General features: G+C 31.6%; 23 protein-coding genes and 1 tRNA gene. 3 read left to right on the top strand and 21 right to left on the bottom strand.

Features of this window, described 5'->3' with window-relative positions; all coding sequences use genetic code 11:
• Positions 1–141: 141 nt before the first annotated feature.
• The 21 genes from LGK97_RS12885 to yedF all read right to left on the bottom strand — a co-directional run bounded on the left by LGK97_RS12885 (position 142) and on the right by yedF (position 18,052).
• Positions 142–1,428 carry an adenylosuccinate synthase gene (locus LGK97_RS12885; protein ID WP_226260182.1) on the bottom strand — a complete coding sequence of 429 codons (1,287 nt, stop codon included), beginning with the start codon at positions 1,426–1,428 and terminating at the stop codon, positions 142–144.
• 287 nt (positions 1,429–1,715) lie between these two features.
• A complete protein-coding gene (locus LGK97_RS12880) occupies positions 1,716–3,128 on the bottom strand; it encodes an NAD(P)/FAD-dependent oxidoreductase (RefSeq protein ID WP_226260181.1) in 1,413 nt (470 codons plus the stop codon).
• Between the two features lie 373 nt (positions 3,129–3,501).
• Positions 3,502–3,714 carry a DUF3006 domain-containing protein gene (locus LGK97_RS12875; RefSeq protein WP_226260180.1) on the bottom strand — a complete coding sequence of 71 codons (213 nt, stop codon included), beginning with the start codon at positions 3,712–3,714 and terminating at the stop codon, positions 3,502–3,504.
• Between the two features lie 15 nt (positions 3,715–3,729).
• Entirely contained in the window at positions 3,730–4,707 is a 978-nt protein-coding gene (locus LGK97_RS12870; protein ID WP_226260179.1) for a 3'-5' exoribonuclease YhaM family protein, read from the bottom strand.
• 565 nt (positions 4,708–5,272) lie between these two features.
• Positions 5,273–5,587, bottom strand: a complete 315-nt coding sequence (locus LGK97_RS12865; protein ID WP_226260178.1) for a nucleotidyltransferase family protein — start codon at positions 5,585–5,587, stop codon at positions 5,273–5,275.
• A 1-nt stretch (position 5,588) separates the two neighbouring features.
• Positions 5,589–5,990: a nucleotidyltransferase substrate binding protein gene (locus LGK97_RS12860; RefSeq protein WP_226260177.1), complete on the bottom strand. Its 402-nt coding sequence runs from the start codon at positions 5,988–5,990 to the stop codon at positions 5,589–5,591.
• 152 nt (positions 5,991–6,142) lie between these two features.
• Positions 6,143–6,218, bottom strand: a tRNA-Thr gene (locus LGK97_RS12855).
• Between the two features lie 14 nt (positions 6,219–6,232).
• Positions 6,233–6,559 carry a TM2 domain-containing protein gene (locus tag LGK97_RS12850; protein ID WP_226260176.1) on the bottom strand — a complete coding sequence of 109 codons (327 nt, stop codon included), beginning with the start codon at positions 6,557–6,559 and terminating at the stop codon, positions 6,233–6,235.
• Between the two features lie 298 nt (positions 6,560–6,857).
• Positions 6,858–7,631 (bottom strand): M28 family peptidase, encoded by a 774-nt coding sequence (locus LGK97_RS12845; RefSeq protein WP_226260175.1) that lies wholly within the window; start codon positions 7,629–7,631, stop codon positions 6,858–6,860.
• A gap of 721 nt (positions 7,632–8,352) precedes the next feature.
• The gene (locus LGK97_RS12840) at positions 8,353–9,684 is read right to left on the bottom strand and encodes a replicative DNA helicase (RefSeq protein WP_226260174.1); all 1,332 of its coding nucleotides are present in this window, start codon (positions 9,682–9,684) and stop codon (positions 8,353–8,355) included.
• 92 nt (positions 9,685–9,776) lie between these two features.
• Positions 9,777–11,675, bottom strand: coding sequence for a Lon family ATP-dependent protease (lonC, locus tag LGK97_RS12835; protein WP_413228436.1), 1,899 nt, complete (start codon positions 11,673–11,675; stop codon positions 9,777–9,779).
• A 69-nt stretch (positions 11,676–11,744) separates the two neighbouring features.
• Entirely contained in the window at positions 11,745–12,188 is a 444-nt protein-coding gene (gene rplI / locus LGK97_RS12830) for a 50S ribosomal protein L9 (protein ID WP_226260173.1), read from the bottom strand.
• On the bottom strand, positions 12,185–14,179 hold the full coding sequence (locus LGK97_RS12825) for a DHH family phosphoesterase (RefSeq protein ID WP_226260172.1): 1,995 nt from the start codon (positions 14,177–14,179) through the stop codon (positions 12,185–12,187). The genes rplI and LGK97_RS12825 overlap by 4 nt, the downstream gene beginning before the upstream one ends.
• Before the next feature lie 13 nt (positions 14,180–14,192).
• Positions 14,193–15,203, bottom strand: coding sequence for a DUF2232 domain-containing protein (locus tag LGK97_RS12820; RefSeq protein WP_226260171.1), 1,011 nt, complete (start codon positions 15,201–15,203; stop codon positions 14,193–14,195).
• Positions 15,204–15,218: 15 nt separating this feature from the next.
• Complete coding sequence (locus LGK97_RS12815) at positions 15,219–15,533, bottom strand: MazG-like family protein (protein WP_226260170.1); 315 nt, start codon at positions 15,531–15,533, stop codon at positions 15,219–15,221.
• Between the two features lie 296 nt (positions 15,534–15,829).
• A complete protein-coding gene (gene rpsR, locus LGK97_RS12810; RefSeq protein ID WP_226260212.1) occupies positions 15,830–16,096 on the bottom strand; it encodes a 30S ribosomal protein S18 in 267 nt (88 codons plus the stop codon).
• Between the two features lie 31 nt (positions 16,097–16,127).
• Positions 16,128–16,568 carry a single-stranded DNA-binding protein gene (locus LGK97_RS12805; protein ID WP_226260169.1) on the bottom strand — a complete coding sequence of 147 codons (441 nt, stop codon included), beginning with the start codon at positions 16,566–16,568 and terminating at the stop codon, positions 16,128–16,130.
• 10 nt (positions 16,569–16,578) lie between these two features.
• Positions 16,579–16,866: a 30S ribosomal protein S6 gene (rpsF, locus tag LGK97_RS12800; protein WP_226260168.1), complete on the bottom strand. Its 288-nt coding sequence runs from the start codon at positions 16,864–16,866 to the stop codon at positions 16,579–16,581.
• Positions 16,867–16,961: 95 nt separating this feature from the next.
• Positions 16,962–17,162, bottom strand: coding sequence for a DUF951 domain-containing protein (locus LGK97_RS12795; protein ID WP_226260167.1), 201 nt, complete (start codon positions 17,160–17,162; stop codon positions 16,962–16,964).
• A 30-nt stretch (positions 17,163–17,192) separates the two neighbouring features.
• Entirely contained in the window at positions 17,193–17,444 is a 252-nt protein-coding gene (locus LGK97_RS12790; RefSeq protein WP_226260166.1) for a DUF3343 domain-containing protein, read from the bottom strand.
• 23 nt (positions 17,445–17,467) lie between these two features.
• Positions 17,468–18,052 (bottom strand): sulfurtransferase-like selenium metabolism protein YedF, encoded by a 585-nt coding sequence (yedF, locus tag LGK97_RS12785; protein WP_226260165.1) that lies wholly within the window; start codon positions 18,050–18,052, stop codon positions 17,468–17,470.
• Between the two features lie 436 nt (positions 18,053–18,488).
• On the opposite strand from yedF, the gene LGK97_RS12780 reads away from it, so the two are divergent.
• From LGK97_RS12780 to yyaC, 3 genes are read left to right on the top strand one after another with little or no spacing between them, the layout of a single operon-like run.
• The gene (locus LGK97_RS12780) at positions 18,489–19,643 is read left to right on the top strand and encodes an aminotransferase class V-fold PLP-dependent enzyme (protein WP_226260164.1); all 1,155 of its coding nucleotides are present in this window, start codon (positions 18,489–18,491) and stop codon (positions 19,641–19,643) included.
• Between the two features lie 7 nt (positions 19,644–19,650).
• A complete protein-coding gene (gene ytvI, locus LGK97_RS12775; RefSeq protein WP_226260163.1) occupies positions 19,651–20,703 on the top strand; it encodes a sporulation integral membrane protein YtvI in 1,053 nt (350 codons plus the stop codon).
• 47 nt (positions 20,704–20,750) lie between these two features.
• The gene (gene yyaC, locus LGK97_RS12770) at positions 20,751–21,353 is read left to right on the top strand and encodes a spore protease YyaC (RefSeq protein ID WP_226260162.1); all 603 of its coding nucleotides are present in this window, start codon (positions 20,751–20,753) and stop codon (positions 21,351–21,353) included.
• Positions 21,354–21,480: the final 127 nt, after the last annotated feature.

Below are 21,480 nucleotides of genomic sequence, written 5' to 3'. Positions count from 1 at the left end.
TACAAGTACGCACCTTTTTAATCTTTAGTATTGTTTTGTATACTTTAATAAAAATACAAACTACACTATTTATACTTTCCTATAATACAAAAAACATACATACTACAAAGATATACTCTATGTAATATGTATGTCTATTTACTATATTTCAGTTAATACCATTGTTTGATCTCTTTTAGGTCCCACTGATACTATTGAAATCTTAACTCCTGTAAATTCTTCAATTCTCTTTAAGTATATTTTTGCATTTTCAGGGATTTCTTCATAACTTCTTGCATCAGCAATGCTTTCGTCCCAACCATCAAACTCTTCATATACTGGCTCGCACTTAGCTAAGTCTTCTAGGCTTGCTGGGAAGTAATCTATGATGCTTCCTTCAAATTTATATCCTACACAGACTTTAATTTTTTCAAGGCCTGCTAATGTATCTATTTTAGTTACAGCAAAGCTAGTAAGACCTGAAATTCTTGCAGAAGATTTTAATATAACAAGGTCAAGCCATCCACATCTTCTTGCTCTACCTGTTGTTACCCCAAATTCAAAGCCTTTTTCACGAATCCATTCTCCTACTTCATTATCAAGTTCAGTTGGAAATGGTCCCTTTCCTACTCTAGTAGTATAGGCTTTAGCAATTCCTACTGCATTTGTTATCATAGTAGGTCCTATTCCTGCTCCAACACAAACTCCACCTGCAATAGTGTTTGATGAAGTTACAAAAGGATACGAACCATAATCTATATCAAGTAGAGTTCCTTGTGCTCCTTCAAATAAAACATCTTTTCCTGCTTTTATTGCATCGTAGACTTTAACTGATATATCTTTTACGAAAGGTCTCATTCTTTCTGCATACTCTAAGTACTGAGTGTATATTGTATCAAAATCTAATGCTTCTCCACCCAAAACTTTTGTTATTATATCATTTTTCATAGAAAGGCTAGTTTTAAGTTTTTCTTTGAAAACATCCTTTTTCATTAAGTCACAAACCCTTATTCCACTTCTTTCAAACTTATCAGTGTAACAAGGTCCTATACCTTTTTTCGTAGTTCCAATGTCATTTGCACCTCTAGCTATTTCATATAACTTATCTAACTCTTTGTGGTATGGCATTATAACTTGTGATCTATCACTGATCATTAATCTTTCTGGAGTTATGTTCTCACCTAAAGCTTCTAAGTAATCAATTTCTTTAAATAAAGCTTCTGGGTCTATAACCACGCCATTACCTATAACATTTAACTTTTCTTTATATAATATTCCTGATGGTATTAAGTGAAGTTTATATTCCTTATCTCCAACTACTACAGTATGACCTGCATTGTTTCCACCTTGGAACCTTACTACTAGATCGGCTCCTTCTGCAAGATAATCCGTCATCTTACCTTTACCTTCATCTCCCCATTGGGCTCCTAAAATAATAAATGCTGACATATAAATTCCTCGCTTTCTTTCAGTTTGCAATAAAGTTTATTAACTATTAAAGTTAAATATCTTATTGCCTCTTATGTTTACCTTATAATTAAATTATACACTTTTAATAATAATATAACCAATGTTTTAACAACATTTTGGAAGCTTCAAGTCTGCCATCTTCTATAAGTGGCAGTTGCCTAGCCCAGAAACGTTACTTTGGTGGCAGTCTAAATCTGCTTCCAAAGTTGTTAATATTGCAGCACCGCAGGTGATGATTTAATACAAATAGAACCTATATAACTGCCTTATTGCTCCTTATTTGCAATATCCCTTGCTACTACTACACCAGTTGTAGATGCTTGCATTAGTCCTCTAGTTATTCCTGCTCCATCTCCTATGGTGTACAAATTACTAATAGACGTTTCGAAATTATCGTTTGTACTAAACTTGCTAGAATAAAACTTAACTTCTACTCCATATAGTAATGTATTTTTGCTATACATACCTGGTGCTATCTTATCAAAAGCTTTTAATGCCTCTACTATGGATGTTAGGTGCCTTTGTGGCAATACAAAACTTAGATCCCCTGGCACCGCTGATTTTAAAGTTGGAACTGTGGTGGATTTCTTCAATCTGTCATAATCTGTTCTTCTTCCCTTTAATAAATCACCAAGTCTTTGAACCATTATGCCTCCACCAGTTAGCATATTTCCTAATTGAGCTATGTACTTGCCATACTTAATAGGTTGATTAAATGGCTCTGTAAATGTTGTGGATACAAGCATTGCAAAATTAGTATTAGTTGTTCTAAGATCTTTGTCTGAGTAACTATGACCATTAACAACTGCAATCTCATTATCATCATAGTGTTCTTCTGACACTACTCCACCAGGATTCATACAGAAGGTTCTAACTTTATTGTCGAAGGTATCAGAATAATAAACTAACTTTGCTTCGTATAAGTCCTTAGTTAGATGATCCATAACAGCATTAGGTACCTCTACGCGAACTCCGATGTCTACTGCATTATTGGTAACCTCAATGTTATGTTTTTTAGCTTCATTTGCAGCCCATTCTGCTCCGCCTCTACCTGGTGCCACTACAACATATTTTGCATCTATCTTAAATTTACCCTCTTTATTTTTAAGCAATACTCCACTTGCTTTATTGTCTTCTACCAATATTTCCTCAACTTCGCTAAGCTCCATAAACTCTGTATTTGTATTATTCATTAAGTGATGGTACATAGATTTTAAAACTTCATAAGCAAGTTCCGTCCCTAAATGCCTTACAGGACATTCAACAAGACTAATGTTGTGTTTACTTGCCTCATATTTAATTTCATCAACCTTATCACTATTGAGTCCAAATACCTTGTCATTTGCTCCAAACTTTATATATATATCATCACAATACTTAATTAATTTTTTTGATTCGTCCTCTGAGAAATACTCAAGAAGTCTTCCGCCTACTTCTGGGCTTAGGGAAAGCTTGCCATCTGAAAAAGCTCCTGCTCCTGACCACCCAAATGTGATGCCACAAGGGTTACATTTAACACATTTACCATTAGCTCTAGCTGGGCATTTTCTTTTCTCTATGCTTCTCCCCTTATCAACTATAAGTACACTAAGTTCAGGTTTTTTGTTTGCAATTTCTAGTGCTGTAAATATACCTGCTGGACCTGCTCCAACAATAACTACATCATAAAAATTTTTCATTATATACCCTCCTGTATTCCTCTTTAACAGATAACACTTAATAAGTGTTACCTCTTGCGTATTCCTCTTTGGTAAATAACAATAGCTACTTGCTATTTCATTTTCATCTCTTTTAGCAGATATTAATTATAAATATTAATCTACCTACTTAATAATATCAGACCCTTACAAGCCAGTCAATACAAAATACGAATATTAATAATCTCCATCATGTAATAGTTCGTGTGTAGTGCCACCCACGTGGCAAGTGGCAAAAGTGACAACCTCTAGTGTATAGATGTTATCAGCATACACTTCCGCAAGATACTTTCTATATAATAAAAGATACACTTACTTGATGTTACTAAGTAAGTGTATCCTTTAAAAGTGTCCTTTATTCTTCCCATAGATCCTTTGTCAGTTCTTCTATTTCCCTTTTTCTCTTTTTAGTTTCTTCTATATCAATAGTAATACTTTCAGCTATTTGTATAACCATTCCCTCTTTTACTCCAAGGGGTAATTGTGATTTATCTACATCAATCATTCTTCCGCCTTCAACTTCTACCACTGCATACTTTCCTTCAAATCTATCTATTATACCTTTCATTTGCCCCACCCTTACTTAAAGATTTTTTGCTTGCTTATTTATAAAGCTCTTATAAACACTTACATTGTCTAGTGACCATATTCTTTCTGAGAATTTACCTTCCCCAGTATCCCCTAATGCCTTATTCATATCATACATTCTTGCATCAATCACATCTAAATGATGTAGCATTTCTGCTTCTGGTATCATAGGCTTTTTAGGACTTCCGTACTCAGCTTCATAGTGATGAGAAAGCACCATATGTTGTAATAATATTGATATTTCCTTGTCTGCTTTGACCTCTATACTTGCCGTTTCTATCATTTTAATTCCTTGAACTATATGTCCCAGCAGTTGACCTTCAACTGTATACTCACTTACAATTCCGAGGTCACTAGCATCCATTTCATATATCTTAGCAATATCGTGAAGTATAATACCTGCATATAGCAAATCCTTATTTAAAAAAGTATAAATCTCGCTTAATTTTTCTCCCGCCTTTAGCATGGTGGTAGTATGGTACAATAACCCTGATCTTATAGCATGATGGTTAGACTTAGCAGCAGGATAATGCATTAACTTTTCCTCATTATTACTTAAGATATTGGTAACTATATTTTGAATATCTATATTTTCAATCTTAGATAAATAATTTAAAATATCATCATACATCTCTTCTGGTGAATATGGAGCCACTGCAACGAAATCACAAATACTAACTTCATCACTTTCATCCGCTAGCCTTATCATTTCAATTTTTAATTGAAGTTTTCCTCTCCACTCATTTACAGTGCCTCTAACTTTTACTAAGGCGCTTTGCTTAAGTGTTCTTTCTAACTCTTCATTAGCTTCCCAAAGCTTTGCATTTATATCTCCTGTAGCATCACTCAAATTAAAATCTAAATATTTATTTGTATTACTATTATTTGTAATCTTAACATCTACGGATTTTATTAAATAAAACCCTTCAATTTTATCACCTTTTTTTATTTCGCATATCTTCTTCATTTCCATAATCTATCTCCTTATATCCACTAATCTTATTATATAATACATTATGCTACTACCCATGCTTAATATTTCTATATTTAAATATATGCTTCAATTATACATCATTATTGTTTTTCATCCAATATTATTATAATCTTGCCTAATATTCTTATATATAACCACTTTGTATTTACTTATTTTGATATTTATATTAATCTGTATTAAATATATAATTTGTTATTCTTGATTCAAAAAATAAATATTATCTTAACATTTATTTTGGTCCCACTCCTTAGTCACAATCAATATGATGGATCTAATGTTTATATAAAAAACCTTAAACCTTCCCTTAATTATTTGTTTGGAACAGATGAATCTGGGGGAGATATCTTTATAAGGGTATGCCTACTAACATAGAAGTTTTTACTGGTGATAAATTTATTTATTTAAGCTTGTTTGTTTATACTTCCATCTAAAATTAAAAACCCTTCACTTAAGTAGGGTTTTTAATTTTTGAAATCAAATGCAACTTTATTCAACAATAAAGCTCTGAGATTATCCCAGAGCATTATTATTTATTCTTTAATTATTACTTTTCTGACATTCTTTCAAATAGAATTCTACCCTCATCATTTATATGCTTTTTTAAATTATCATTTGATATATTCTCATAATGAAGTATGTCAAAAAAGTATGGTAAAGGCAAAACTTCATTTAAGTAATCATCTAACTGGAAAATAACTTCCTTTGTTATATCCTTACCAAAGATAGCCATGTCAACATCTGATCCCTTTTTATAGTTTCCCATAGCTCTACTTCCAAAAATAATAACCTTCTCTATAGTTTCAAATTTTAATATTGCATCTTTAATATATTCAATATCTCTATTTAACAATCCAAACATATTATAACTCCTCTGATAATCTACCATACATTTTTTTAAGTTCTGGAAAATATAGCTCCAATATTTCTTTCGCCATTTTATCAGCTAATGCTTCATCATAAGTATGTGTAGTTAGATTTCTATTTGCTAATGCATCTATCCATACATGGCCATTATCTATTAACCCAATTTGAAAAGCTTGCTTAATGGTTTCTCTTGGGCTCTTTACAACATATCCTTCTGCTTCTAAATAATCTTTTAATACCTTCCACGCTAATTCAAATGTCATTTCAAAAAATTGAATTATTCCCGCTTTTTCTAGTTCGGAAGTTATTTGTTGTTTTGAATATTTCTCCATCAATTTATATGCTTTATTAAAATTCTCAAATCTCTGTTTCCATCTAATATCTTTTAAATTATTCATAAATACACCTCTTATCATAAAAGTATATATTAATTATACTCCATTTGTACAAATTTAACTCATATAATAAAAAAAGCTGAAGTTTAAAATAAGGTTTCCCTACAAGGTACACCTTATTCCAAAATTCCAGCTTTATCTTTATCCTATTATCTTGGAGCTGAAAAAGGGGGTTGAACCCTCGACCTACGCGTTACGAGTGCGTTACTCTACCAACTGAGCTATTTCAGCATACATAAAAAGGCTTAATAGTTATACATATTTTTATTTAGGTGTAGCCCATTTATATCTGTAAATACATTTGTAGCAATCATAATAAGATCAATTAATGACCAAATTCCAAACCCACCAAAAGTCAAAACCATTAAAATTCCCGTACCAGTTTTGCCTACATAAAATCTATGAATTCCAAACCCTCCAAGAAAAATGCAGAGTAATAACGTAACTAGCCAGTTCTTATTACTAATAGTCTGTACCCCAGTATTACCAGGCTGAATTAATAAATTAATACCACAAGTTTTACAAAAATTAGACCCATCATCATTTTGAGATCCACACTTAGGACAAAACATTAAATCACCCTTTTCTTCTTATTTTTAGTATTCTATTTATATTTTATCATATGTGTCAGGGATTTAATATATGTATCTCAAGTATTTAATTAGGTTATCCTATAGTTAGGTATTCACAATTACGCTTTCTATTTTAATCCATTCCATGATTTATCCTTTCACTCAATAAAATTTTAGACTTTATTATACCTATTAATCTTCTATAACCACTTTAGTAACACAAATTTAGGTTTTGATAAACAATATTTTACCCTTATGATGCATGATAAGAATGTTACGTCTTAATTTATTATCCACTTTAATTGAAAGTAATACCATCATTTGTTTCTACAAAATCACTTATAGCATTTGCAATTTCATCTATTTGAGCGTAATCTAAAGTATCTGGGATATCTGTAGGTTTATGAACTAATTTGGTTACGTTCTCTTGTACGATAAAAACATTTGGTATACCTGCACCTTCAAATCTCAAATGATCACCCAAACCTTTGACCTCCACATCTGCAAAATCAATATTAAAACTCTGTTCTTTTGATTTTCCATTTAACATATGAGCTATTTCTATTAGAGCAGCTACTCCAGAAGCGTTATCTAATGCTCCTCTAATAATCTTTCCATCTAAATATCCTAAATGGTCAAAGTGAGCTGATATTACTACTGCTTTTTTACTATCCTTACCTTTTATAACTCCTACAACATTATTAACCTCTTTGTTTTCTGGTTTATCATCTTTATCAATTAAACCATATTTTTTATATACTTCTTGTATATATGGCTCATAGTAGTTATCTTCAAACAATGGAGTTAGCCCAATATCTTCAAAAATATTGCTAATATATCCTCCAGCCTTCTCATTTCCTTTTGAGCCAACTAATCTACCTTCAAATTCATCTGAACATAGAGTATTAACCGTTTCTTCAATAGTTGGAATTTTTACAGGAGATTGAACCTGAACTAATTGTTCGTTACTTTTGTTTTTTTCTTTAGTATCTTGATTAATTGCACCATAGGAACAGGATGAAAAAGCCAAAGAAATAGCTATAATGGCACCTATTTTTAGTATGGGCCTCATGATAAATCCCTCCAATAGTTTTATATCCGTAATTCTTAACGACTACCACTATAAGTATTCAATATCTCCAAAAAGATTCTTTATAAATAAAATTAATGTTAATTACCTTATCTAAAAATACAATGCTTGAATTAGGGTATATCTAATTCTTAACTCTGTCATATTCGAAACCTCTTCATATAATTGCATTTTGATTCATCTAAAATTAAGAGTTTATATTAAACTACAACTACCTTCATACATTGTAAATACGTAGAACATAAAAAATAGTACAAAGTGAATTCGCAGTCTCACTCTATACTATTTCTTTTGATAGAAGGCAGATTTTAATATATTATTTGCTACTATATCTATTCCTATACTCTTTAATATTTTTAAACTTATAAATAAGTTATAAGCAATATCAATAATACATATTACCCAGCATGATATATGCATAATTTTTAAGACATAATTTTTTTCTTATAGGATGCTAACAAAAGTATAGATTGCGCAGAATGCATTTGAACAAGCTTTAGTAATTCAAAATTTATTTTATTTGAAGATGCGTAAAGAAAAACATATTTCTGAGCGAAGCGAGTTTATGTTTTTTAGCAACTGCAAATAAAATAAACTTTAGAATTTCTTAGCGACGTGAAAGCATTCCAGCAATCTATACTTTTAGTTAAAGCATCCTATAAGAAAAATCTTTACTCTTATCTATACATTATCCCATCTCTGCTTAATCTCTATGTATTACATCAAGTCTTGCAAACTTACTGAATTGACCTATCCATGCAAGTTTTACTGTTCCCACAGGACCATTCCTTTGTTTTGATATTATGCACTCCGCTACATTTTTATCATCTGTTTCCTTGTTGTAGTACTCATCCCTATATAAGAACATAACAACGTCAGCATCCTGCTCAATAGAGCCTGACTCTCTAAGGTCAGATAGCATTGGTCTATGGTCAGCTCTTTGCTCTGGGGCACGTGACAGCTGTGATAATGCTATAACTGGGCATTGCATCTCTTTCGCGAGGGCTTTAATAGATCTTGATATCTCTGATACCTCTTGTTGTCTATTTTCTGGATTACTACCAGACATAAGTTGTAGGTAATCTATAACTATCATGTCTATACCATGTTCCATTTTTAGCTTTCTACATTTCGAACGCATATCCATAACAGACGTTCCTGCCGTATCATCTATAAATATCTTAGCAGCAGCTAGAGGTCCTGAGGCCTTGGCTATATTCTCCCAATCCTTATCTTCTAAATTACCATTTCTAAGCTTTGTCATATCAACATTTGCCTCAGAGCAAAGCAATTTGTAAGCAAGTTGCTCCTTAGACATCTCAAGGGAAAATATCGCTACATTTTTACCTCCACGCAAAGCTGCATACTCAGCTAAGTTAAGTGCGAAGGTAGTTTTACCCATAGAAGGCCTTGCAGCAATAAGAATCATATCTCCCTTTTGAAATCCCGAGGTCATAGCGTCGAGCTCTGGGAATCCACTAGAGACACCAGTTGTCTCACCTTTGTTATTAAAGATTCTTTCTATTTCAAGAAAGCCTCTCTCTAGTACTGTATTCATTGCTTCAAATTCACTGGAGTTTTTTCTTTCTGCTATATTAAAGACTTTTTGCTCTGCGAGATCCATTACTGCTTCTACATCGTCTTGTTTACTATAACAATTCTCCATGATTTCAGTAGACGCTCTAATGAGCTTTCTTAGGATTGATTTATCCTCTACAATTTTTATGTAGGAACTTAAATTAGCAGTAGAAGGTATTGAGTTACTAATCTCTGAGATATAGGTAACTCCCCCTGAAGCATCTAACTTTTCAGCAGATCTTAAATGTTCTAATAAAGTAATCATATCAATAGGTGTGTCCTTTTGATATAAATCAAAAATAGCGTTAAATATAACTTTATGAGAATCCCTGTAAAAGTCGTCGCTTTTTAAAACCTCCACAGCTCTCGATATGGCAGTTTTATCTATAAGCATTGATCCAATTACTGATTGCTCTGCTTCTAAGTTATAAGGTAAGCTCCTAAGAGGTGTCTCCATGTTTTATCTCTCCTAATGTAATGTTTTATGCCCTGCTAAAAGTTCAGCACCAAAGCTGATAATTTAACAGGGCAATTATAGTTAATTGTGTTTTATACGAAAACCAATTTCATTAATTCTTCAATATTAGATATTGCTTTTGTTTCAATATCTACAAGATCAATAGGTACTTCCTTTTCATTTTCCTTAGGAAGTATAACAAGCTTAATTCCTTTTCTTCTTGCACCATAGACCTTTTCAAATATTCCACCTACTGGTTTTATAATACCTCGAAGGGATATCTCCCCTGTTACAGCAACATCCTGTCTTAAAGGTTTGTCTAAAAGTGAACTAATTATACACATAGTTATAGCTGCTCCTGCAGAAGGTCCATCAATTTTACCTCCGCCTACTATATTTACATGTACATCATAGTCTTTAATATCTTTATTTGTTATTTTTCTTATTACAGAGGCAGCATTAAATACTGAGTCCTTAGCCATACTTCCGGCAGTATCATTAAATCTAACCTGGCCTGTACCTTTTTTATGAGCTTCAAATACTGATGTTTCTATTTCTATCGTTGACCCTATATATCCTGATACTCCAAGTCCATATATGTGGCCAACTTCAAATTTAACTTCTTTATCTAATTCTTCATAAGGAGTTAATCTACTAATTGATATAACATCCAACAAGTCCTTAAGTTCAATCTTAATCTCAGAATCTTTCATTGACTCTCTATTATGCAGTACATATCCATAGGCATCCGCTAATATATTTACAGCTTTTCTTCCTTCAATAGTATATCTACTAATAGTTTCTGCAACTCCAGGTGCCACTTCAACTTTCAATTTATTTGCAGCGTTAACTACTATGTTTTCAATATCCTTAGCAGTTAATGGCTCAAAATAAACCTCAGTACATCTTGATCTTAATGCAGGGCTTATCTCTGATGGTTCTCTTGTTGTAGCTCCTATTAAAACAAAGTCTGCCGGAGCACCGTTATCAAATAAATATTTTATATATTTAGGTGTGTTCTCATCTTCAGGATCATAATAAGACGATGAAAACTCAACTCTCTTATCTTCTAATACTTTAAGTAATTTATTTTGAAGAATATTGTCAAGTTCACCTATTTCATCAATGAATAGTACCCCCCCGTGAGCCTCAGTAACAAGACCAGGTTTAGGTTCAGGAATTCCAATTTCAGCTAAATCTCTTTTACTCCCCTGATATATTGGGTCATGCACAGATCCTAGAAGAGGATTTGTTATTTCTCTTGGGTCCCATCTTAGTGTTGTTCCATCCACTTCTACAAACTTAGCATCCTTTTCATAGATAGTGTAACTTAACTTTTTAGCTTCCTCAAGAGCTAGTCTTGCTGCCGTAGTTTTACCAACTCCCGGTGGCCCATAAAGAATTATATGTTGAGGATATGGTGAAGCCATTTTTGCCAATAAAGATTTTATAGCTCTTTCTTGACCAACTATTTCATTAAAGCTATCTGGTCTTAACATAGCCTGAATATTCTTAGTGAGTTTCTTCTTATCAAGTAGCTCTAACTCATCATATTTTTTAAGTGTCTTAGCATTTTCAGGTCCTTTTTGTTTCTTAATTATGCCAAGCTTTATTTCATCAATATACTTATCTTGCTTTTCCATTAGATTTTGCTCTACTTCAGCTTCAATCTTATTTTGTATATACCTCTTAGCTACTTCCTCCGTCAACCAGTCATTGGTACTATCTATCACCTCATGCACGTTTTTAGGAGTTGGCACCATCTCTATGCCCTGACCATTACTAATTATTTTGTTTAAAGCGTATAATCTTTTATACACATCATCGCTTTTAATGTATTTTTGAAGCTTAAACTTTACAGTTTTAGCTTTAAAGCTACGCTCATCTATTACATTCCTCATTAGTTCATATAAGACATCCACCTGTGTATCTATTGGTAACATATCATTTGTAACTGGATCTAAATCTTGATTAACGAATAATCTCTTCAAACTCGATCCGCTTTAATAAATAAAACTATCAATTACTATTAAAGCGTTTCCTCCCTTCGTTCTATATAATTATTGCTCACAAACAAGAACTTTTATCTTTGTAGAAATTTCTGGGTATATTTTAACCTCTACATCATAAGTTCCTAATAATTTTATTGTGTCTGTTACTATTTTCTTTTTATCAATATCTAAGTTATATTGCTTATTTAACGCTGTTGCTATATCTTTTGTTGTAATTGCACCAAAGAGTTTTCTGTTCTCCCCAGCTTTACCAATAATTTTCACAACCTTATCTTTAAGCTCACTAGCTAATTTTTGTGCCTCTTCAATCTCTGCAGTTTTCTTTTTTCTTTCTGTTTCAGCTTTTTTATTTAATATATGCATATTGTTATCTGAAGCTTCCTGAGCTAATTGCCTAGGAAATAAAAAATTTCTTGCATATCCATCAGCAGCATTCACTACATCACCTTTTTTACCTACACCTTTAATATCCTTTAATAATATAACTTTCATTGTTTTTCACCTTCCCTTAAGTATTTATCTATAGCTTTATTTAGTTTCACCAATACTTCTTCAAGCTTTAGTGAAGTAAATTTCGTACCAGCCATAGTCATGTGTCCCCCTCCACCTAGCGTCTCCAGTATCAATTGTACATTTATTCTTCCAAGAGACCTTCCACTAACAAATACTTCGTCTCCTATTTTAACAATAACAAATGATGCTTGGATACCAGTAATATTTAGAAGTTCATCCGCTGCTTGGGCAGCTAATACAGTATCTTCTATATTTTCAGGGCAAACCGCTATAGCAATTTCATTGCTTACTTTGGCTGACCTTATAATATCAGCTCTTTTTAAATATATATTTAAATCATCAGAGAACATCTTTTTAATATCCAAAGTATCTGCACCATGTCTTCTTAAAAAGGCTGCAGCTTCAAAAGTTCTAACTCCTGTTTTAAAGTAGAAATTCTTTGTATCCACACATATTCCAGCCAAAAGACTTACTGCCTCAATGTGCTTTAATTTAGGCTTATCTACCATATACTGAATCATTTCAGTAACTAATTCAGAGGTTGAAGATGCATATGGTTCTATATAACTCAGCACTGCTCCTTGTATAAAATCTTGTGCTTTTCTATGATGATCAATTATAACTACCTTTTCTACTTCTTTAACAATATCTAAGCTTAGCACATGGCTTTCATTATGAGCATCTACTATTATAAGTAGACTATTGGCACTCTTTACACTTTTAAACTTTTCAACTGTTATAAATGTGTTCTTGTATTCCACTTCTTCAAGTACCACATCCATTATGCTTTTTGTCCCACTACTTACAGCCTCTTGAATAATATAACATTCCTTGTTTGTGCTTTTAATAATACTATACAGACCTATTGCAGCTCCTAAACAATCAGCATCAGCATTTTTGTGTCCCATAATAAACACCGTATTACTTTCTTTTACCAAATCCATTAACGCATGAGCTATAACCCTTGCACGAACCTTTGTCCTTTTTTCAACTTCCTTTGTTTTTCCTCCAAAGAAAGATATTTTGTCACCTTTTTTTACTACTACTTGGTCTCCGCCACGTCCTAATGCAAGTTCCTTAGCAGAAGTAGCAAATTCATAATTCTTTAACGGTGTATCTTCACCCCTACCTACCCCTACGCTTAAAGTAACAGCAAGTTTGTTTCCATTACTTATTTCTCTGATTGTATCTAATATATCAAACTTCTTTTCTATTTCCTTTTCAATATACTTATCTTGAACTACAATAACATATTTGTTTGATGTATATTTTTTAAGCACAGCATTTAATCCCTGTGCGTAGCTATTTATCGTTCGTTCAATATCCGCTATAAGTAGTGGTGCCTTATCTTCATCTGTAGTTTTAATCACATCATCAAGATTATCAACCTCTACTAACATGACACTTTCTCTATTTCCATTAATTCCTTTTATAAGATTTGTTTTCTCAGTTATATCGTAAAAATATAAAAGCATAATCTTATCTTTATCATTTGTGTTTTCATTTGTATCCACTATATTGGTATAAATCTCATAGTAATTATCCTTGATTTTAATATTAGAAAATACATTCTTTTTACCTTCTAAGACTTGTTTTAGGTTTATTTCCTTAATTATATCCCTAATATTTTTATTTAAAAGATCCTCACCCTCTAACATAGTGATTACACTTTGATTATACCATAAAATATTCCCTGTATACCCTATTATTATTAATGGGAAGGGAAGCTTTACCAGCGTGCTTGTAGTTGCAATATCCAGTTTAGATGAAAAATTTTCAATAAACTTCTTCCACTCACTTTTTTTTATCTTTGAGTTATAAGTATTGTATACTAATAGTACTATATATAATCCTAATGCTAACATTCCTACTTCATAGTGTCCATAGTAAAATATTATACCTATAAAAAAGGCCATGGCAACCATATATATTTTATTATTAAATTCAAAGTAATTATACTTATTATCCATAATTAGCCCCCAATCATTTTCTTTTGATCCTATATGGGTCAAGCCTTCTAAAGTCAAAAGCCATTTCCATGAGCCCTATTGAAAAGTAAATGCTACTTAGAGGCGAGAGTAATGTTAAAACCAAAAAAATCATTACTACTGTTTTAGACAACTTTCTTTTTACCCTCAAAAAATATGTACTTGCTGCTAATCCATTTATCACAAATATGAACTGCGCAAGGAGCTGCGATGAATCTAGTATAAAATCCCCACCAATTATCTTCTTTGATGAAAGAATTATACCTATACATACAGTACCTATTAATACAGCTCCTATTATGTTATTAACATAAACCCTACTAAAAGGAAATGAATCCTGCATTTTATAATTTAACTTCTTTAATATCGCTCTAGATACTGTATAATTGAGCCAAGCAGATATTAATGCTTCAAAAAAAATAGCCGTAGGTATTAATGCCAAAACAAATGCAACATCTATACTTTTTATCATTTGAAAATTATCTTCTAAGATTTTTAATTGATTTGGATTCATTCCACCTTGCAAATAAATAGCTTTTACTTGCTCTAAAGATCCATTCATTGATTGTTTAAAGAATTCTAAGTTTCTAGAAATGAAATTCATGAAGCTTACTTTCTCTATGAATAACAAGGAAAAAGCTAGAGTTAGTACACTTGATATTGCAGATCCGATAGATAAAAACACCAAAGTTACTGAAGACTTTTTGTTCTTCCTAACGCAATATCCAAGCGAAAATCCTATGATACTATAAGTTATGGCTGAATATATGGCCATTACTGGATTATATACTAAGGATGTTATAACTATACTTAAAAATATAGCTGTAATTGTTATCTTAATGTTATGCCTAATATAAAGTATTGCTATAGGTATTGGCAATATCATTATTCCTATTAAAAATGATACAATTGGAATGTATGCTGTTATAATCATTATTACTGAAATCATAATAGATATAAGAGCTGCTTCTATTATCCCTCTGGTAGTATAATTTTTATTCTCCATGTTTTCCTCCATTAATTATCTTCCCTTTATGTGTGTATAAAGCTTACTTAAGTCCTTTCCATCCTTTTCTATATTATCCTCTTCAACTATTCCAATCTTCAGCTTTTTCTTCATACTCTCATCTACAGCTACATTAGAATATCCGAGTCTTTCAGCTAATATGTATAAAAGTATTATTGCACCTGATATACAATCTAGTATAGCGTCTTGAGCAACATTACTCCCCTTGCTTAATAACTTGAAGAAATCAGCTATTATGCATAATAGCTCAGCCTTCAAACTTTCAATTATCTTAACATTAGACATTATGTTAAAATCATCCTTTTTCATAGAATATCATCTCCCTTGTAGGCATATGCATATAACTCTATTTTAGTTATCTTTACTAATTTATGCAACTAAAGTTTATTATTTTATCTGTATTTTGTAATTTGGCACCTATGTTTAGACTGCTTACATTTTATGGGTTACACTATTAGTATACTACAAATTCTATGATAGGATATATACTTTTGTAATTATATTTTGATTATTGACAAAATTCTTTGTTTTTATTTTAAGAAAAATAAAAGCAGCAACCATAAGGTGCTGCTTTCAGTCATTTACTACTCTGTAGTAAATGTTTACTACTCTGTAGTAAATGGTAATAATGCTATGTTTCTTGCTCTTTTTATAGATACAGTAAGCATTCTTTGATGTTTTGCACAGTTTCCAGAAATTCTTCTAGGAAGAATCTTTCCTCTTTCTGTAACATACTTTCTTAATTTGTTTATGTCTTTGTAGTCAATTGCAGTTGCTTTATCCATACAAAATGCACAAACTTTTCTTTTCATTCTTTTTCTATTTCCGCCAGCTGCAGCACCGCCGCTGCTAGGTCTTTTACGCTCGTTCATAGCCATAGTATTCTTTCCTCCTTACCTAATATTAGAATGGAATATCTCCATCATCAATTGGTGTTATATCGCTACTGCTGCCAAAATCGTTAGATCCAGCATTAGATTCGCCATTATATCCACCTTGATTAGTATTATTCTTTCCTGATGATTTGTCTCCCCATTCAAGGAAGTCAACCTCATCAGCAATCACTTCAGTAACATATCTTTTAGTACCATCTTTAGCGTCATAAGTTCTAGTTTGAATGTTTCCAGAAACGCTTATAAGCTTACCTTTACTCATGTAGTTAGCGGTAGCTTCTGCTGTCTTTCCAAATACCACTACTGGTATAAAGTCTGCTTCTGGTTGACCTTCACGCTTAAATCTTCTATTAACGGCTACAGTAAAAGTGGTCACAGCTGTTCCTGTTCCTTGAGCAAATTTAAGCTCAGGATCTTTTGTTAATCTACCAACTAAAACAACTTTATTCATAAGGCACCACCTATTTCTCTGGATTTATTATGATATGTCTTATAACAGTGTCAGTGATTCTGAATATTCTATCTAACTCTTTTGGTAATTCAGGACTTGCATTGAAATTGATTAATGTATAGTGACCTTCACCAACTTTTGATATTTCATAAGCTAACTTTCTCTTGCCCCATGCATCAATATTTTCAATAACTCCACCATTGTTTTCTATTACACCTTTAAATTTTTCAACGTTAGCTTTAACAGCTTCTTCGTCTAATGATGGATGTAATATGAATATAGTTTCATACTTTCTCATTAATTTCACCTCCTCCCCTCGGACTAACGGCTATGCATTGCACAGCAGGGATTACCTTATAAACTATATCACTTACTTCTATAAAAATCAAGATATTATTCTTTTTCTACTAAATTTTCTTTTATAACCTTCTTTACTCCAGAATCAAACTTAATTCGTGGTAGCATAACTAGCCTTCCACAACCTATGCATTTTATTTTTATGTCAGCGCCCATCCTAACGATCTCCCAATTCTTACTACCACATGGATGAGTTTTTTTCATTTCAACAATATCTCCTAAATTAAATACCTTCATTGCACATCCCACCTTAAGTTAATTTCTAAATTATATGGTCATGACTTTTACACTTTCTCCATCTCGCACAAATACCTCTTTAACATTAATGGTTTCTGACTTTATAAGCTCAACTATATTTTGAATATTTTCTTCATCTATTTTCAAGCTAATTCCGCAGCTTTTAGTTATATATGTAGGCGTAGGAATAACTACTACCTTGATTTGTTTTTTTATAGCTTCTCTTTCACCCTTCATAGCCTCATGTGTATTTTGAAATGTTACTACATAATATTTATCCAATGTTTTTCACCCTACTTCATAATTTATATTTTAATAGTCTTGTCTGCATTATTCATAAGTTCTACAATAGTATACATATTTGTTATTTCTCCGATGGAAAGCTTATCCTTTACGTTATAGAAATCAAGACAGGCTCCACAAACTAATATATTTGATCCTCTTTCTACTAGTTTTTCTAAGCTATCAAGTACGGGCGATGTCTCTATAGTTAGGTTAATTCCACCATTTATGAAAAGCAAATCATCAGGTACTATATCTGCTTCCGACAATGCAAATATATAGCTTTTCATAAGCATATCTCCTAATTTATCATCTCCAGATCCTAACTTATCAGTAGAAACAACTAATGTAAACTTTTTATTCTCTTTTACTTTATCCTTTACTACTGCATTTTGCTTTTTAGTTATATTTATAAAATATAGCCCGTCTTTTTCCTCTACCGTACTCTCGTTACCACTACCCTTAGCAAGTTTCACTACGTTATTTTTAGCCACCAAATTATCTACAATGATTGTACCCTCACCACTCTCAATTGAATCAAAATATTTTTTTGTCTTAACTACTGGTAATGGGCATTGTAATCCCTTGCAATCTATTATATTATCCATATTATTTCTGCCTTTCGTTAATTAAATCATCATCTGCGATGCTTAAGTATTAACTTAATAACAGCTACTCCCCTTTCTATTTTAAGATTGAGATTCCATATACATTTACTATTCTTTAGCTTATAATATTGTAATATGTGTTAAATTGAAAATGAAGTTTTAAAAGACAATACTCTTTAGCCTTTTATCTTATCTTAAATGAATAAGTCATGTCTTTTCAACAGCTTTATAAATAACTTGTTTTTTATTTAAGATTATTATAATTTAATATTACTTTATTGTTTAACTAAAAACTATATAAGCTTATTATAAGCTATTTATAGTTTTAATTATATCAAATCAAAATTTAACTTGTTATAGATAATACTAATAGATAGCTTTATACCTATTGGATATACCAATACTATTATTCTATCGCGTAAAATTGGAGGTCACTATGAAAATATATTTAGACAATGCAGCTACTACATTCCCTAAACCACCTGAGGTTTATACTTCAATGATGAATTATATGATGAATATAGGCACAAATCCAGGAAGAGGTGCATCAACCGCCTCTCTTGCAGGAAACAAGGTTGTTTTGAACTGCAGATATGCATTAATGGACTTTTTTCACTTTGATAAAGTGGAAAATGTGATTTTTACACCAAATATCACTACTTCATTAAATACCCTTATTAAATCTACTGTGCAAAATGGATGGCATGTAATAACTTCTTCAATGGATCATAATGCTACTATAAGACCTCTAAACTCACTTGCTGAAAAAGGAATTATAGAACTAGATATTGTCCCTTGTTCAAAAGAAGGCTTAATTAATATAGATGATTTTATTAATACAATTAAACCCAATACAAAATTAGTAGTTCTGTCTCACGCTTCAAATATTATAGGGAGTATTCAACCCTTAGAATCCATAGGAAAAATATGCAAGGAAAAGGGCATTTATTTTATTATAGATGCTGCACAAACTGCGGGAGTATTGCCTTTAGATTTCTATAAATTAAATTGTAATGCCTTGGCTTTTACAGGCCATAAAAGCCTGTTAGGTCCACAAGGTATTGGTGGATTTTTAATTGACGATGCTTTAAATAATGCCTGCAGTGCATTTATAGAAGGGGGAACCGGAAGCCTTTCCTCTAGTATAATTCAACCAGACTTTCTACCTGATAAATTCGAAAGTGGTACCTTGAATGCTCCAGGTGTTGCAGGACTCTTAGAAGCTATTAATTATATTAATTTAGAGGGCATAGACTCAATTCGAGATCATGAAGAATATTTATGTAAGCAGCTCATAGATGGATTATTAAATATACCTTCTATTGAGGTTTATGGTTTAACAGATGTATCTAAAAGAACAGCAACTTTATCTGTTAATTCTACAAAAATCGACAACTCTGAATTAGGATTTATTCTAGATAGTGAATATGGAATTACAACAAGAACGGGCCTTCACTGTGCTCCACTAGCTCATAAAACCATTGGCACTTACCCTACTGGTAGTCTAAGATTTGGAATTGGACCTTTTAACGATATTAAAGACATTAATTATACTATTAATTCTCTTAATACTATTATTAGAAAGGTGTGATCTTTTAATGGAAAGTATTCTAAGGAAAATTGATAAACTAGTTATCTTCTTTGTTTTGTATACTTTTATATTTGTAGTATTCTTTGGAACTATAGGTTATACGTTACCTTTTGTATTTGCACTTATTTTAGCCTTATTTCTTAAGATACCAACCAGTTATTTGATGAAGAAACTTAAAATTAAAAGTACTGTAGCTTCACTATTTACAACTACTGTATTCTTCACTACAATTGTTGTGCTACTAATCATAATAATTACTACCATAACTTCCGAATCAATACAACTGGCAAAAAGTGCTCAATCCTATGTATCTTCTAATAAAGATAACATACTTAGCTTTTTTAACAATCTTCAGGATTATTACAAAAATTTGGACCCAAGTATAATTAGTAATATTGAATCAAATATCACTAATTATATAACAAAAACCATAAACCTTAGTGTGGACATATCTACAAAGCTATTTTCTCAAACTTTAGGTTTTGTATCTGTTATACCTTATACCTTAATGGTTTTGTTATTCACTTTGCTTACTACTTACTTTTTTACAAAAGACTTATCTTCTTCAAGTAACAAAATCTTTGCTTTAATTCCCGAAAAGAATGAACATAGAGTACATTATATATATGATGAATCAAAAAAGATGCTTAAAAACTATCTTCTTTCTTATCTAATTATAATTACTATAACCTTTTTAGAAACATTAGTTGTTTTTTCCGTTTTTAAAGTCAAATATGCTGTAACACTAAGTATATTGTGTGGTCTCTTTGACTTGTTGCCTATCTTAGGAATAGGCGCAATATACATTCCTTCAATAATAATATTTTTTATATCTGGTAATTATGTAGCTGCTTTGGGGCTTTTAATATCTTACATAATTATAACCATTGTAAGACAAATCATAGAACCTAAGATTGTATCTACCTCACTAGGAATTCATCCAGTAGCAGTTCTTGCTTCTATATTCATAGGACTTAAAGCTAATGGAATCCTAGGCATGTTATTTTGTATGTTTTTCTTAGTTTTTTACAACATATTGAAAAAAGTTGAAGTTTTATAGAATAAAAAACCTCCTACATGGATAAAATCCAAATAGGAGGTTTTTTTATGGTAGATAAAGTTATTTTAGATTCAATGTCCCTTGATTGTACTTTTAAGTTACGAGATATTATAAGTGAATACATCTTACCCATAGCTAAATGCTCGCGTCCAATTGTTATATTATGTATTGGAACAGACAGGTCTACTGGCGATAGTTTAGGACCACTAGTAGGAAACAAGTTAAAATTTCTCTCTAGAAATAAAGTCCATATTTATGGTAGCCTTGAATGCCCTGTGCATGCTAAAAATTTATGTGAAACAATTGATGAAATTAATTATACCTACACTGACCCTTATATTATTGCAATTGATGCTTGCCTTGGAAGTTTGCAAAACGTAGGTAAAGTCATAGTTGAAGAAAAACCACTAAGCCCTGGTGCTGCCATGAATAAAGACTTACCTAAAGTAGGTAACCTAAGCATAACTGGAGTAGTTAACATATCTGGCGCCTTTGAGTTTATGGTTCTCCAAAACACAAGATTATATACTGTAATGGTACTTGCTGACGCTATCTCAAATGGTTTATATCATTCAATATTAAAAACTGTAGGCGGAAAGAAACTTAATTCCCTTTATAATGAACTGAGCATCAATGATGCAAAAGCATAATTTAATATCTTAAATAAAAATCCTAAGCTAGCCTTATGCTTTTCTTAGGATTTTTTACTTTTTTCTATATCTGTCTTTATTTATTTCACACCCTACCGATTTTTATGTACTATTACTGTTATATTGT

This window comes from Clostridium sp. CS001 (assembly GCF_020443565.1).
Classification (GTDB): domain Bacteria; phylum Bacillota; class Clostridia; order Clostridiales; family Clostridiaceae; genus Clostridium_AD.
The sequence above is the reverse complement of the archived record's forward strand: the minus strand, read 5'-3'. Positions and strand labels throughout refer to the sequence as shown.